Here is a 14,786-nt window from a genome sequence, read left to right as displayed (position 1 = left end):
TATAGGCAAATAGCGAAACATCAAGGTTTAACTTAGTTGTTATATCAAAATAATTATCTACTGAGCTAATAAATAAAATGTTGTTACCAATAAAACAACCAACAACTGATCAAATATCGGTCGCTAGTTTTTAACTTTCAAGGTCTTACTTTAGGTGAACTTAATTAAGGTAACGGTACCTCCCATTGAATTGTTACTTCGTTTTCGACGTGAGCGTGTTCCGTTAAAATCAAAAATAAGGGACCACTGTCTGCATCTAAAACTAAGTCATCTTGCGTTAGGATACTGTCTGTTCCATCATTTCAGCAACCGCAAACACTTGATACGTATTATTTCGCAAAAACAAGGTTTGTAAATTACCAAACATGACGGAAGGGTTAGCTTCTGCAGTGGACATAATTTCGTCAATTTTTACAAATTAAACGCTGAGCCTTGTGAACTCCTTGCTATCAACCAAGTTGATCTCTTTTACCTGATGTTCATAAATACTGTTGCCCTCTGAGACAACGCTTTGCGATGTCTGAAGCACTGGCTGATACGCATCTACGATCCCGTCATCGTATTAGAAGATAAATCGGTGACGTCAGGTTCTTTCTTGCCACGCCAATTCCATAGTATAAATATCTGATGGTATTTGTTTGTTACTTGTTGACTCACCAGAGCGCTCAGATGAGTAGGTAACTTCAACTTCATCATCCGGGTCAGCATCAACGTCTTTATCGACGGTCAGAAAGATAGCAAGTGCAACGCATAATATTTGAGTGAGGCGAGTTGACTTACCTGTTTGTTGATGGAATTTCATTTTTCTTCCTATGATTAAGTCATGCATTTGATATTAATCCGTCTCCCGGAATAGGTATTTAACATCAACGTAATAATGCAATGTTAGGCTTATGATTTGATACGGGCTGATATTGTCACATCATAGGTCAACTCAATTATGAATTAGTTCGACCTCTTTACCGTTCTTTATACAGTTCTTTACATTACCTTACCCATGGTTGTCATTCTTTACGTTTCTGTTTACATTCCGCTTAACATAGGCATAAAAAAAGCCTCAAAATTGAGGCTTTTCTACGTATTTTAAGGATCGAATTTAATTGTCAATAGCTCAGGATTTTTGCTACCTGCTTTTTGCTAACGTGAGTTTTAATAGCAGTTGTTTTAATAGCAGCTGTTTTAATAAAAGCCGTTTTAATAAAAGCAGTTTTAGGCTGTTACAGACTTCATGCTTAAAGAAAGCATCATGTCATCCAGTACCTCATCTAGATCATCTAGTGTGCTGTTTGTGAGATAGATACTCATGTTGGACCTGACGTCAGTTTTTATACCTTTCTGTTCGCCCAAATTAGTATTTTCGATGGCCAAACGGATACGTTCGAAAAGCGCTTTTGCACTTTCTTCTTCAATATCAGGTAAGCACAAAATAAACTGTTCTGGCGCAAACCGGCCTAAAATATCACTTCCTCTGGTGATATTTTTAAACGTCTGTGCAATTTTTTGAATAGCGTCATCTGCCTTACTTGAGCCGAGCAATCGATTCACTTCTTTGAAATTAGTTAAATCAAAAAGCGCCAAGGCATTGGTCTTATTTTCTGATGCTGCCACAACCTTCCTAATTTTACCAATGGCGGCATGGCTTTTTAACAACGTCGTTACGGAATCATAGGAACTCGCCTCGGCCAATTTTTTGCGCCACATTATGGCGACTAGCAGCGCTGCCAACGCAAAAATAATAATCGACCCGATGGTAATTCTGTCTCTATTGAGTTGCTCTTTTTTTAGTGTGTTTTCTAGCAAACCGATTTCATTGTACATATTAGCAACACCAAGCACTTTTCCTGAAGACTGATTACTGGCTAACTTTGCCCTTAATTCAGTGGAAAACGCTGACCAATATTCTCTTGATTTTTCAAGCTCACCCAGTTCCAAATAGGCTTTAGCTCGCAACGTTAGATAATCAACATTGCGGCCTAAAAAGCGCAACGCTTTTGGTCCTCCACTTTCCTCTTCAAGCACAAACTGCTGAATACATTCGATTTTTCTTTGAGCGACACAAACTTCGATCTCAAACCAATGATACATACCGGTATAAATAGTATTTTGCATGTTAACCAAATGAGGTTCCCAATCGATGACGGTTTGATCTAATTCGTCAAACCGATTTAAACGATGGTAGAAGCGTGCTTTTGCATAATAATACCAAGCATGCATCAGCGGCACATCAAGTTTACTGCGCGCATTATCTAATTCGTTAATGACCAGTTCAGCCTCAGCATATTGATCGCTAGCAAGTAAGGAAGTGAACGCACTGATCAACGTTGCATATTTATTGGTGCCTTGATAGTGAGGAAAACCAATTTCATATGTCTTTTGATATTGCTCTGCAGCAAGCACATGTTGGCCTATACGGCCATAAAGCAAGCCAATATTATTATGTATATGAGCGATAGTTGGCGCGTCGCCTCGCAAGGAGTAAAACTCCAATATGTTAAACAGACGTTTTAGCTTTTGTCCTTCATTGATATCAGCTTCACAGTAGGCCATTAATCCTAATTCCGAACTTAAGCTAATGTCATCAAATTTGCCTAGCGACAATTCTTTTGCTTGTTGATAAAAATCACAGCGACGGTTATCTTCTTTAACATCAAAAAGAAAACCTTTCTGATATACAGCAAATGCATAATATTCTTTGATTTGCTTGGCAATAGGATTGGCAATAATTGCGTCAACAGTGACTTCTGCCTCGCCATAATTTCCATTACATATTTGCCACTGGGTTTTCTCGAGTTGAAGTTGAAAACGTTGAGACTGACTAATATCAGTGTTGGCTAAATATTCTTCCAGTTGTGGGATCATGTCACCACTTGGACAATCATAGGTTTTTACCTTAACGTCCTTAATAAATCGATCGACTTGGTCTGTTCCTTGCGCATGTATGCCCATTGCAAAACAAATAAGAGGAAACAACAATAAACTTTTAATATTCAAAATATACCAACTTTTAATAAAACGATTCTCTTTGGAAAATTATTACAACGATTTTTTATCATTTTTGGAATATAAGTAAGTAAAAAAAAGCGAAAAATAATGTGTAGTAAAGCAATTCAGAAAACTCTTATATCTCTAGTCTAGTAAGTTATTGTGGTGTAAACAACTATATTGGCATATTACTTACAAGCAATAGTAATATGCTTCTCAACTATAACGAGGGTTGTTAATGTTCGCTGCCTGTTAGCCCTATTTGTTCTTGTATTAATCCGTTATAATGCGCGCCAGATTGGGTCGTGTGCAAACAAGTTAAGTTTACGCGAATAAAGCCCAAATAAGAATTCATCTGATAAAGAACACAGCAACATAAAGATTAATAAAAAGTGCAAGGGCATAATTAAATGACAGTCAAACAGTTCAACCCAAAACAAACCACGACTATGGATGGGCCCAAACAAGTTATTAAAGAACAGTCAATTCAGGTGAAACAGCTTGATAACGCCCCACCAACAACCAAGATTGGTTTTGTATCCTTGGGCTGTCCGAAAAACCTAGTTGATTCAGAGCGTATTTTAACCCAGTTGCGCATTGAAGGTTATGATGTTGTATCGACCTATGATGACGCTGCTTTAGTCATTGTGAATACGTGTGGCTTCATTGATTCTGCCGTACAAGAATCATTGGACACAATAGGTGAAGCACTTGCCAAAAACGGAAAAGTCATTGTGACTGGCTGCTTAGGCATAAAGGAAGACCAAATTCGTGAGGTTCATCCTAATGTATTATCTATTACCGGTCCTCATGCTTATGAAGAAGTTGTTAGCCAAGTACACGAACATTTACCTAAACCTGAATTTAACCCGTTCTTGCACTTAGTACCTGACCATGGTGTGAAACTAACACCAAAACACTTTGCCTATTTAAAAATATCTGAAGGCTGTAACCATCGATGTACTTTTTGCATCATTCCTTCAATGCGAGGTGATTTAGTCAGCCGTCCAGTTGGCGATGTGTTAGGGGAAGCCAAACGATTAAAAACCGCTGGTGTCACTGAATTACTAGTTATTTCTCAAGATACCAGTGCCTATGGTGTTGATGTGAAGTACAAGACCGACTTTTGGGACGGCATGCCGGTAAAAACACACATGCAACAGCTGTGCGAGAAACTTGGCGAAATGGATATGTGGATAAGACTGCATTATGTTTATCCTTACCCGCATGTGGATGACCTGATCCCGTTAATGGCTGAAGGTAAAATACTACCGTATTTGGATATTCCCTTTCAACACGCGAACAAACGTATTCTGCGCCTAATGAAGCGTCCAGGCAGTGCAGACAGGACAATAGAGAGAATTAGAAAGTGGCGAGAAATTTGTCCAGAACTGATCATTCGTTCAACTTTTATCGTTGGCTTTCCTGGCGAGACAGAGGAAGAGTTTGAAGAGTTACTCACCTTTCTTGAAGAAGCACAACTTGATCGTGTCGGATGCTTTAAGTATTCACCTGTCGATGGCGCAAAAGCAAACGACCTACCGGACCCGATTGATGAGGATATCAAAGACATGCGCTTACAACGTTTTATGGAAGTGCAATCACAAATCAGTAAACAACGCCTGATTGACAAAATAGGCAGCGAATATAATATCGTTATCGATTCGGTTGATGCCGAAGGTGCTGTTGGGCGTACTTTTGGTGATGCCCCTGAAATTGATGGAGTAGTACATTTGAATGGCGTCTTTGATGTTCAACCAGGTCAGCGCTTGTGGGTTGAAATAATTCATACTGACGAACATGATCTATGGGCAGTTCCTGTTGAAGAAGAAGAATACGAACAAGCCTAGAGCAAGGTGCTTAGTTAGAAGGTGAGTCGGCACTTAAATAAGGGGACGTATATCCCCTTATACCTTATTTACTGCTGAGTAAAACTCGCTCAAACTTATTGAAATTGTTGTAAATCGTCCGGTGTGTCCACACCATGGGGCGGCGCATTTTTTGCCACATCAACGTGAATTACATGCCCATGCCAAAGTACTCTCAACTGCTCTAAAGACTCAGTTTTCTCTAGTTGTGATGCAGGCATACTCCGGTACTGCTTAACAAAACCCGCTCTATATCCATAAATACCAATATGTCGCAAATACGCTGAGCTTAAATCACTCATGCTAATATTGTCGACTGACTTGTTTGAAAACTCATCACGATCAAACGGCATTGCTGCGCGTGAAAAATACATCGCATGCTTATTGCTATTGGTAATAACCTTAACAACATTGGGGTTAAATATGTCGTCAACATCACTAATAGGAAAGCCCAACGTTGCCATCGGTATGTGCGAATTATCATGCAAGTTTTGAGCAACTTGCTGAATATTTGTTGCCGGTATAAACGGCTCATCACCCTGCACATTAACCACGATAGTATCGTCTGTATAATTAAGCGTTTCTAATACCTCTGCAATACGACTAGTGCCTGATTCATGGTCGTTTCGAGTCATACAAACCTCTGCGCCAAAGGCCTTGACGACAGTTGCTATGCGCTCATCATCGGTAGCCACTATCACCTTTTGTGCGCCAGCTTCACGCGCACGTTCAACAACATGTTGGATCATCGGTTTACCTTTGATCAATGCGAGTGGTTTACCCGGGAAACGGCTGGACCCGTATCGCGCGGGAATAATGACTATAAAATTCAAACTAGCCACCTTTTTGCTTTAATGCTTCTAACTCTTCTGACGACAACTCGCGTGCCTCAGTATCTAGCAACACAGGTATGTTATCTTTTATGGGATAGGCCAAACGATCAAAACGACAAATCAGTTCCTTTTGTTCAACCGGGAGCAACAACTTACCTTTACAAACAGGGCAAGCCAATATGTCTAACAATTGCTTATCAAAAGCCATCTGAGTCCTTAAATTTTTAGAATAAATTGGATTCTATAATACTGAATTAATAGTAGCGTGATTTAAACGTGTTGTTGGAACATTTTCAACTTGTTATCAAGGAGCTGATACATATTCTTTGAAATATTACCACTGACCTGTAAATACCAACAATTATCATGCGCAAATGATTTGCATTTTACAGCGTCTTTTTCCGTCATCAGCACCATTCCTTGAGGAATATCTGAAAATTTAAACGCGTAGTGATCTGGAAACCCGATGCTTTTTTCGCACACAATACCCATGTTAACTAAGGTCGAGAAAAAACGCTTGGGGTCGCCAATGCCAGCTATCGCGGTTGCGTTTAGAATGGACAATGAACTCTTACTTTCACCGGTTTTCACATTGACCCACCGATCTGGTTGCAGCCTCATGCTGGCAACTTTATCGGCTGTGACTAAAATATCATCGTTTATTTGACCATTAAAAACGACCAAATCGACACTGCTAAGTCTCGACACCGATTCTCTTAGCGGTCCCATCGGCATTAGAAACCCATTTCCAACACCTCTTGCATCCATCACCACAATTTCAAAATCTCTTTGCAAAGCGTAATGTTGTAAACCGTCATCACAAATAATCACGTTGCAGTGATGAATTTCAACCAAAAACTGGGCGCCGCGCACACGCTTTGGATCAATCACGATAGGACAACAAAGGCGATGCCGCATAAGTTTAGGCTCATCACCCACAAGACTTGGCTCATCGTTGACATTGACAAGATGCGGAAATTGCGTTTGTGAGCTACCATAACCGCGTGACAAAACCCCGCAACGATAACCCTGACTGATAAGATATTCTGCAATTGAAATAACCGTCGGTGTTTTCCCATTACCACCAACCGATATATTACCGACAATGATAACGAAGGCTTTGGGTTTAACGGATGTAAACACGCCCACGTTAAAGAAAAATTTGCGTAGCTTGCTCAAACAAAAAAACACAATAGTTATAGGCAGTAACAACCACACCCATTTCTTATCTTCATACCAAGCGTTATGTAAGGCCATTGTTAACCTTGTGAAAACTGCATTTTATGCAACTGCGCATACGTACCATTTTTAACGACCAACTCACAGTGCGTTCCACGCTCAACAACTTCGCCGTGCTCTATAACAAGTATCAGATCCGCATTTTCAATAGTTGAAAGACGATGCGCTATCACTATATTAGTGCGGCTTTTTTGTAATTCTTCTAATGCATGCTGTATCAATTTTTCAGATTCAGTATCCAGAGCAGAGGTTGCTTCATCCAGTATTAGAATAGGTGAATCAGCTAGGATTGCTCTTGCAATAGCGATACGCTGCCTTTGTCCTCCCGAAAGAGTGACACCATTTTCACCAATGATTGTATCAAAACCATTCTCCTGCTGGGCCACAAATTCAGACACATGGGCTGCTGCAGCGGCCTGCATTATTTGCTCTCTGGTAACCTTGTCTGTGCAACCGTAAGCGATGTTATTGGCAATGGTGTCATTAAACAAGATGACTTGTTGTGATACTAATGCAAATTGCTTTCGTAACGAGGTAAGTGTGACGTCATTCAGAGCCACACCATCAATTAATATCTCACCTGATTGGGGTTGATAAAAACGAGTTAATAAACTAGATAATGTGGATTTACCGCTGCCTGAACGACCTACTAGCGCAATAGTCTGGCCGGCATTAATATCAAATGAAACATTGCGTAATGCTGGCTGGCTTTTACTAGGGTAAGTAAAGGTCACGTCTTTAAACTCTAAATTGCCTTGCGCACGGTTTAACTCTTTTGTACCTGTATCCACTTCAATATCTTTGTCCAGTAATTCAAATATACTTGCGCACGCTGCCATGCCTTTTTGAAATTCATTATTTACCGTTGTAATCTGTTTTAATGGCTTTAGCAGCGCCATCATTGATATCAACACGGCGATGAAAACACCGGGAGTTAGTTCACTCAACATGCTAGGTGTGCTGGCAAGATATAGGACGAACGCGAGTGCAACTGAAGCGATCACCTGAATAGTAGACACACTTAGAATTTGCGTGGTTGCCAATTTCATCGTTTGCTGTCGATTGTTATTGTTAGTGTCCTGAAACTTATCTGACTCTATCTTTTGACCACCGAACATCAATACCACTTTATGCCCCTTAACCACTTGCTCAACGCCTGTTGTTAAGGACCCCATTGCCTTTTGTATTGCTTTACTAATTTTCCTGAAACGCGTACTGACAACACTGACGATAATGCCAACAATAGGGCCTATCAATAGAAAGATTAACGACAATTGCCACGATTTACTGAACATGACGGCAATTAAGAAAATCACGAACGCACCCTCGCGGATAAGTATTAAAAATGCTTTGCCCGCAGCGTTGGCTACTTGTTCAGTATCAAAAGTTACTTTAGAAATAAGAGCACCGGCTGATTGATGATCGTGAAATTCAACAGGTAGATGAATGTATTTATCAAACAACTGCTGACGCATTTTCATCACCACTTGAGAACTGATCCAGCTCAGGGTGTAACTCCCCATAAAATTAAACAAACCGCGTATGATAAAAAGTGGGACAATGGCAAGCGCAGCAATTCTTAAAAAATCTGAACTCGTGTCTTTGAGACCGACGTCAATCATTGGCTGTAATTGCGAAATTACAAAGGCATCGATGCCTGCATAGCCCAGCATACCTAGAATAGCGAAGAAAAATGGAAGTTTAAACGGCGATAAGTAAGTCAGGAATCTTTTGACGACTTTCGGCTCAATTTCAATGCTAGCAGTCATTCTGCTCCTTTATCTTATTTTCTAATTAGTTCAGCTATTTGCTTGGTTTCAGCTTTTGCGTTACGCATTCTACCGTAAGCCCTCGAATTCACAAAGCTTTGCTGATGAGTCGACTCTGCATTAATCTATTTGCATGTACCATGGAGCAAACCAGCGCTGACGATAGGCTTGTATTCCTAACTTATCATTCGAAAATTTGAAGATAACTTCACCGTCATAAGCGGTGTTATAGATCGTCGCATTCACCTCCATAAGATTTGCCACAACGCTGGCATGGGGAAATTGCCATTGATTATAATACTTACTGCTAATTACAACATATTCAGGCTGTACTGCTTGAATGAAGGGCCGTGTTGAGGACGTTTTACTGCCATGATGTGCGGCAACTAACACCGTTGATCTCAATACTGAGGTACCCTCATATTTTTTTAAAATTGTCTGCTCTGCTTGTTTTTCTATATCACCGGTCAACAGCACACTGGCATTTTTACTGGCTATTTTTATTACACAGGAATGATTATTGTTATTGCCTGAAACGTTTTTATCAGGCCACAAAATAGTTAAACTTAATTCTCCCCAGACAAAACTGTCATTGGTCGTGCAGCCACTAACAGGCGCAAGCCATTGCGTAACGTTGTAATGCGAAAAAATAAAACCATTACCGCCAGCATGATCGTCATCCATATGACTATTTATTAAATAATCAATCGTCGGAACGCGCAAGGTAGCATTTGACGCCAGCGCCAAATTTTGGGATTGTGCCAAGAAATACGGAGCAATCACTGTTTTTGCCAAACTACCACCGTTGATGAAAGATTGCCCTGTGTCATATAGTAAAAACTGATTATTTTGACGCACAAGTACACTCAATCCTTGCCCTATATCAAAAATTCTTACGGACCAGCTTCCACGTTCGTGATCTTTAGCGCTGCTTTGACTTAAAATGGCAAGTCCCAGTGCACCGATGATTTTTTTGCGATGCGGCCAATACGGTAAAAATAAAAGTAACAGGGTAATAAGCACAATAAACCATGCTATTGGGGAGATCCCATGAACATCTATGCTCGCATGTGGCGCAGCATTAAACACTTGCATGAATAGAATAAGTTGTTCAAAACACCAGTCTAACGATGTAAGGAGTGGCTTAATCAACATATTGTTATTAATTAACATCATGCTGACAAGCAATAAACACATAGGCACAAGCAACAAGCTAACCACGGGCATTACGATTAAATTTACGAGTGCAGAGACACTTGACAGTACACCAAAATTAATAGCAATCAACGGTAGCATTATCAAGGATAAAAACAATTGCATTGCAATGGTTTGTCTTACTGCCTGCCAGATAGAATGATCACGGCGAGGATAGCGCCACATAAAAAAACAAATCGCAAAAATAGCACCGAAACTAAACCAAAAACTCATTCCAATTATCGACAATGGAAATAGTATAAAAAAACACACGAGTAGATTGATAAAAACAGCAATAGGCCTCCAATGAAGTTGATAAAACATTAAGTAGGCAATAAATAAAATAGTGATTATCGATCGTATCACCGGCACCTGAAAACCGCTTAAATAAGCATAAAATAAACAACATGGAATAGTAACAACGAGTGCCCAAGGGCCTATATGAGGTTGATGAGTGCCACTATTCACTATAATGGCGAGAAACAACAAGGTCGTTATAAGACGGAAAAACAACACACTCACTATGCCAAGATGTAATCCTGATATTGCAAATAGATGCGCCGTCCCTGTCGTTTGCAGCAGCTTCCAATCAGTCTTGGTGAATAAGCTTCTGTCGCCAAATGATAGTGCGAGGATCCATCTTATGTTTTGCAAATTATGCTGAATCGAATACTCCAGCAAACGATTGACAAGTTCTTGTCGCATTGAGTGGTTGGTTTGCGCAAGTGAATTCGTAGGACTCTTTCTGACGCTACCTATGCCCACGATATTTTTACTCGCTAGCCATTTCTGCCGATTAAATCCAAATTCGTTCGCTAACGCATGAGGGCGTTTAATGTTGACCAGTAACCTGACTTTATTACCTTGTTGAAACACAATTTCTGGTTCAAACCATGACAGTCTTATCCTTGGCGAATGATATAACCTCGTTTTACCTATCTTGTTGAGTTGCAGTATTAAGGTTTTGTATTCGAATAGCTTATTGTCAGGTTGAGGGTATACTTGCTTATTTTTAAACCCATGGGGTTGGTCTGAGGTGTTTAGTTGAATATGCAAGGACTCAACATTGGCCTCTACAATTACATTTTGGTTAAAATATTGATTTGGTAGTTGCCAAGACGAATACCAATGTCCTACACTGCTGGCCCAGATGAAGCCTAGCATTGCACCAAAAACCCAAGTCTTGACTTGAAAGCGAAGACATAATGCAACAACAATAGCGATTAACACACAAGTTGCCACAATCTGAATTGAAGGTAGCGCAGGCCAAAAAAGGCTACTTAGGAATACAATAATGAATGCAAACATTGCTTTATGTAGCTTACTCAACTTGTTTCCCTCAAGAGATTAGAAGATGCCAAAGAAATTTATAAGACGCTATTTACCTAGCCATATTACGATTAGAGAGAGTAAATATTTACGTATCTTTGGCTCCCTATTGCATGAGCCAAATTTGTGGCATTTAAACCGACGTTCCGCGAGCGGTGCCTTCGGTATTGGACTGTTTTTTGCTTTTTGGCCAGTACCCTTTCAAATGTTTTTTTCAACTGCCGCCGCCATTATTTTTAGAGTTAATTTGCCACTTTCACTCGCAACCGTTTGGTTGACTAATCCATTGACAATGCCACCTATATTCTACGGTGCTTATCTAGTGGGGAGTACTGTACTTGGGACTGAAGTTGACCACTTTGCTTTTGAATTGAGTTGGTCTTGGTTAATAGAAAGCGTTTCAACGATAGGCCCAGCCTTCATTTTAGGCTGTGGAATATGTTCGGTATTTTTTGGCCTGTTGGGCTACTTTAGTTTAGATTGGATTTGGAAAATGTCAGTTATACGCGCATGGAAGGCGCGCAAGCCACGCAAGAAGTAGTCAGTAGGATCATCAATTAGTTTATTATGCGATTGGTATTGCTTAAAAAAAGCGACCATTTGAGCTTCATCCCAAACTTCTACATTTAACAATCCAGCCTTACTCAATTTTGAACCCGCCTTTTCACCTGCAATCAATAGATCCGTTTTAGCAGAGACACTACCTGATACTTTTGCACCGAGTTCTTGTAATTTTGCCCTAGCCTCTCTTCGTCCTATTTGCTTATGCGAGACGTGTGGCAACCTGATACGCTAAGCATGTAAACCAAACAGGTGAGAGTCGCTAGAGATTTTCTACTATTTTTACGTAGTAGAGAGTTTATGTCGTTGTTATCGCGCATTTTCGATGTGCAACTTACCGATATCAATGTAGCGAAACCGGTAATTAACACTAATTTCTTTCGCCTAACCGCGGATGACTTTGTCAATCAGCATGCGGGCGACTCACCCGGCAGAGAAGTTTGTATGTTATTGTATTTGAAAAAAGTATGGAATAACAACGGTGGCGAGTTAGTGTTTATGGGAAAAGCGGACTACCCTATTAAAATAGCGCCAATATATAATCGCTGCGTTTTGTTCAATCCCTTTTCAAAGGGCTCCGAGCATTGGGTAAGGCCAATGATCCATGATGATACAGTCAAATATCGTTACAACGTCACTAGTTGGTGCTGGTCAAAGTAAATTAAGATAAGAACAAGATGAAATACCAAAGGTTTTAGATATGCGTGTAATATTAGTGCGGCTAGCGATAATTTCAGTAAGCGTTGCATTTGTTTGTGTTGGGGTATCGAACGCACAAAATCTGGCTACAAAAAAGCTTTCTATTGAAATAATACAAGTATCAGAAAATATTTACATGTTGCGCGGCATAGGTGGCAATGTAGGCGTAGTAAAAGGCACACAGCGCACAATAATTATTGATGGCCAATTCGCTCATGCATTTAACGATATTGCGGTTTTCTTTACGAAGTCTAATGTGATTGTTACTGGCGATCTTTATTTTGTGGGTGTCACGCCATTTATCGACACCCAAAGTGGCGGCACATATCAAGGCTACTTGCTTGCCATGAAGTCTATCTTGGATCGTGCTGATCAAGACACTAAAATTATTCCGGGCCACGGACCATTAACAAATAAGTCGACCATGCAGCGAGACTATGAAAGTCTGCAAGAGTTTGATCCCACTTCACTAGACTGAGAGTTAGCCAATGGATATATGATTTCTGTTTTGGAACGTTAGCAGACCTTAGGAAAATCTAAATTTTATTCCTCTTTAAAAAACTGAAACTAAAGCACTGCGACTTGGTAACCTAAACTTTACTTAGTCGCAGTGATGTGACCTTTTTATATAATAGAATACGATCCTTCCTAGTATTATTACTCAGTCATTCAGTTGTTTTTTAAGTTTGTATAATTGCTCCAGTGCAGGCAAAAATTTGTTGTTCAAATGACTGCGGTTATGAAAATGTAAAAAGATAAAGTAAACTAGGCCTGCGACCCACCCAATCATAAATGTCATACTTGGCAGGATCATTCCCGTCAATTCAATGTAAATAGCGTAAGAGGCCAGCGTCATGATAGAGAACATAGGGATCAATTGCATTACCGCTAAGTTACGAAGCATTTTGACTTCTTTTTCGCGCTTTTCTATTTGAATATTAATTTTGGCCAGCAAGGTCCAATCATCTTGTGTTTCAGCCTGCTGAATACCGAAAAACAACCGTGCAGAATATACCAGACTAAGTATTAATATTACCGCAACAACTTGAGTAAAAATGATTGGCGAATCAAGCCATACCCAAGTAAAAATAACGGTTGCAAATATGCCGAACAAAGCACCGATGGCCTCAATCGACCAGCTCATTTTAGCGTGTTTGTCGAGTTTACTTACTTCGCTTTTGATGCTGTTAAAGTCTACTGTTTGTGTTGTCATATTGACCTCTTTTTTCCAAGTTGTTTTTAAATCGTCCAATTCCATCATTCCACCTCCAAATAGCGGTCTGAAAACATTTTTTTCAAGCGGTTAATCCTCACCTGCACAGCATTAAGCTTCATACCCAATACCGATGACATTTCCTGGCCATTAAGACCGTCGAGATACATCATCATTATTGAACTGTCTACATCAGCCAATGAATCCATAAACTCACTCAATATCTCAGCCTGACAGCGCCCGCCGAGAGACTCTTCGCTGCCAAGTTGGCTATTCAGTATGGCGGCTTTGCCCTCACGTAACCGGATCTGCTTGCGCACGCTGGTCAATGCGGTATTAAGACCAATGCGGTAAATCCAGGTTTCAGGTTTTGCATCTCCCCTGAAACTATCGATACTGCGCCATAACTGAACAAGTATTTCCTGATAAAGATCGTCAACAGCGTCGGTATCAGCATATCGTCTTGCAATAGCTCGTATCCTTCCACCGTGAACTTTGATCAGTTGCTCAAATTCAGCTGCCACTTACTTTCCTGTGAAATTGTTGAGGATTAACTTATTAGTCGATTGGAGTTTAAGAAACTTACAACTAGGGTACATAAAAATATTTAATAAATCCGTTTGGTTGCGATTTGTTCATACCTACAGAATGGATAAGCTCTTGAAAACAGCGGGTTACATTATATAATCCAAAGTTTTTTGAACATGAACTACAAACAATCATTTCAATGACGCTATCAGCTAATAAACGTCGACCGTAAGCATCGCCATCTAGTTCTGCCTCAAACCCTTAATAAGCCATATCTACACCAATTTCTGTAGTGATTTCTGCTATTTGTTGCCACTGTTCATTGGTTAAATCTATACCACTTGGGTTATGACAACAGCCATGCGGTATAACGACATCATCTGCTGAAACCTTTTAAGTGTTGCCAACATTCCGTCAAAATCTAAACACTTATTTTCATAATCATAATAAGGGTACGTTTTTATGTTTAAACCAGCAGCTTGAAAGAAGGCCATGTGGTTTGCCCAAGTAGGATTACTTAACTATATAGTCGCCCGAGGTTTGCAAGTGTTTATAAATTACGCGGCCGCTC

Annotated in this window: 13 protein-coding genes and 2 pseudogenes; 4 read left to right on the top strand and 11 right to left on the bottom strand. The window is 40.0% G+C overall.

Features of this window, described 5'->3' with window-relative positions; all coding sequences use genetic code 11:
- Nucleotides 1-583: 583 nt before the first annotated feature.
- Together CXF81_RS17920 and CXF81_RS17915 are read right to left on the bottom strand one after the other, a co-directional pair.
- Nucleotides 584-802: a hypothetical protein gene (locus CXF81_RS17920; protein WP_101182762.1), complete on the bottom strand. Its 219-nt coding sequence runs from the start codon at nt 800-802 to the stop codon at nt 584-586.
- Between the two features lie 407 nt (nt 803-1,209).
- Complete coding sequence (locus CXF81_RS17915; protein ID WP_232771983.1) at nt 1,210-2,991, bottom strand: GGDEF domain-containing protein; 1,782 nt, start codon at nt 2,989-2,991, stop codon at nt 1,210-1,212.
- A gap of 401 nt (nt 2,992-3,392) precedes the next feature.
- Between CXF81_RS17915 and rimO the strand changes: the two genes are divergently transcribed.
- On the top strand, nt 3,393-4,832 hold the full coding sequence (rimO, locus tag CXF81_RS17910) for a 30S ribosomal protein S12 methylthiotransferase RimO (RefSeq protein ID WP_101182761.1): 1,440 nt from the start codon (nt 3,393-3,395) through the stop codon (nt 4,830-4,832).
- Nucleotides 4,833-4,927: 95 nt separating this feature from the next.
- Here rimO and kdsB read toward each other — a convergent pair whose 3' ends face one another.
- The 5 genes from kdsB to CXF81_RS17885 form a co-directional block, all read right to left on the bottom strand.
- Complete coding sequence (kdsB, locus tag CXF81_RS17905) at nt 4,928-5,683, bottom strand: 3-deoxy-manno-octulosonate cytidylyltransferase (RefSeq protein ID WP_101182760.1); 756 nt, start codon at nt 5,681-5,683, stop codon at nt 4,928-4,930.
- A 1-nt stretch (nt 5,684) separates the two neighbouring features.
- The gene (locus CXF81_RS17900) at nt 5,685-5,891 is read right to left on the bottom strand and encodes a Trm112 family protein (protein ID WP_101182759.1); all 207 of its coding nucleotides are present in this window, start codon (nt 5,889-5,891) and stop codon (nt 5,685-5,687) included.
- A 62-nt stretch (nt 5,892-5,953) separates the two neighbouring features.
- Nucleotides 5,954-6,940 carry a tetraacyldisaccharide 4'-kinase gene (gene lpxK, locus CXF81_RS17895; protein WP_101182758.1) on the bottom strand — a complete coding sequence of 329 codons (987 nt, stop codon included), beginning with the start codon at nt 6,938-6,940 and terminating at the stop codon, nt 5,954-5,956.
- Between the two features lie 2 nt (nt 6,941-6,942).
- Nucleotides 6,943-8,691, bottom strand: coding sequence for a lipid A export permease/ATP-binding protein MsbA (msbA, locus tag CXF81_RS17890; protein ID WP_101182757.1), 1,749 nt, complete (start codon nt 8,689-8,691; stop codon nt 6,943-6,945).
- A 120-nt stretch (nt 8,692-8,811) separates the two neighbouring features.
- On the bottom strand, nt 8,812-11,214 hold the full coding sequence (locus CXF81_RS17885; protein ID WP_101182756.1) for a DNA internalization-related competence protein ComEC/Rec2: 2,403 nt from the start codon (nt 11,212-11,214) through the stop codon (nt 8,812-8,814).
- A gap of 25 nt (nt 11,215-11,239) precedes the next feature.
- Here CXF81_RS17885 and CXF81_RS17880 point away from each other — a divergent pair, with 25 nt between their 5' ends.
- Complete coding sequence (locus CXF81_RS17880) at nt 11,240-11,755, top strand: DUF2062 domain-containing protein (RefSeq protein WP_101182755.1); 516 nt, start codon at nt 11,240-11,242, stop codon at nt 11,753-11,755.
- 35 nt (nt 11,756-11,790) lie between these two features.
- Here CXF81_RS17880 and CXF81_RS20395 read toward each other — a convergent pair.
- Nucleotides 11,791-11,976 (bottom strand): annotated as a pseudogene (locus CXF81_RS20395) (BRCT domain-containing protein); the annotation flags it as partial.
- Between the two features lie 99 nt (nt 11,977-12,075).
- On the opposite strand from CXF81_RS20395, the gene CXF81_RS17870 reads away from it, so the two are divergent.
- Nucleotides 12,076-12,435 carry a 2OG-Fe(II) oxygenase gene (locus tag CXF81_RS17870; RefSeq protein ID WP_101182754.1) on the top strand — a complete coding sequence of 120 codons (360 nt, stop codon included), beginning with the start codon at nt 12,076-12,078 and terminating at the stop codon, nt 12,433-12,435.
- Nucleotides 12,436-12,475: 40 nt separating this feature from the next.
- Nucleotides 12,476-12,952, top strand: a complete 477-nt coding sequence (locus tag CXF81_RS17865; RefSeq protein ID WP_101182753.1) for a hypothetical protein — start codon at nt 12,476-12,478, stop codon at nt 12,950-12,952.
- A 183-nt stretch (nt 12,953-13,135) separates the two neighbouring features.
- On the opposite strand, the gene CXF81_RS17860 is transcribed toward CXF81_RS17865, so the two are convergent.
- The 3 genes and pseudogenes from CXF81_RS17860 to CXF81_RS17850 form a co-directional block, all read right to left on the bottom strand.
- The gene (locus CXF81_RS17860) at nt 13,136-13,735 is read right to left on the bottom strand and encodes a hypothetical protein (protein WP_157825584.1); all 600 of its coding nucleotides are present in this window, start codon (nt 13,733-13,735) and stop codon (nt 13,136-13,138) included.
- Complete coding sequence (locus tag CXF81_RS17855) at nt 13,732-14,211, bottom strand: RNA polymerase sigma factor (RefSeq protein WP_101182751.1); 480 nt, start codon at nt 14,209-14,211, stop codon at nt 13,732-13,734. Before CXF81_RS17855 ends, CXF81_RS17860 begins: the two co-directional genes overlap by 4 nt.
- Before the next feature lie 157 nt (nt 14,212-14,368).
- Nucleotides 14,369-14,772, bottom strand: a pseudogene (locus CXF81_RS17850) (aminotransferase class I/II-fold pyridoxal phosphate-dependent enzyme); the annotation flags it as partial.
- Between the last annotated feature and the right edge of the window lie 14 nt (nt 14,773-14,786).

The sequence above is a fragment of the Glaciecola sp. 33A genome, from assembly GCF_002836745.1.
GTDB lineage: Bacteria > Pseudomonadota > Gammaproteobacteria > Enterobacterales > Alteromonadaceae > Glaciecola.
Note: the sequence above shows the minus strand (reverse complement) of the source record. Positions and strands in the feature narration are given on the sequence as shown.

Coding starts and splice junctions, on each gene's coding strand:
- CXF81_RS17860 (WP_157825584.1), bottom strand. CDS start 13,735: ATGATGGAATTGGACGATTTAAAAACAACTTGGAAAAAAGAGGTCAAT.
- CXF81_RS17870 (WP_101182754.1), top strand. CDS start 12,076: ATGTCGTTGTTATCGCGCATTTTCGATGTGCAACTTACCGATATCAAT.
- CXF81_RS17900 (WP_101182759.1), bottom strand. CDS start 5,891: ATGGCTTTTGATAAGCAATTGTTAGACATATTGGCTTGCCCTGTTTGT.
- lpxK (WP_101182758.1), bottom strand. CDS start 6,940: ATGGCCTTACATAACGCTTGGTATGAAGATAAGAAATGGGTGTGGTTG.
- CXF81_RS17865 (WP_101182753.1), top strand. CDS start 12,476: ATGCGTGTAATATTAGTGCGGCTAGCGATAATTTCAGTAAGCGTTGCA.
- msbA (WP_101182757.1), bottom strand. CDS start 8,691: ATGACTGCTAGCATTGAAATTGAGCCGAAAGTCGTCAAAAGATTCCTG.
- rimO (WP_101182761.1), top strand. CDS start 3,393: ATGACAGTCAAACAGTTCAACCCAAAACAAACCACGACTATGGATGGG.
- CXF81_RS17920 (WP_101182762.1), bottom strand. CDS start 802: ATGAAATTCCATCAACAAACAGGTAAGTCAACTCGCCTCACTCAAATA.
- CXF81_RS17880 (WP_101182755.1), top strand. CDS start 11,240: ATGCCAAAGAAATTTATAAGACGCTATTTACCTAGCCATATTACGATT.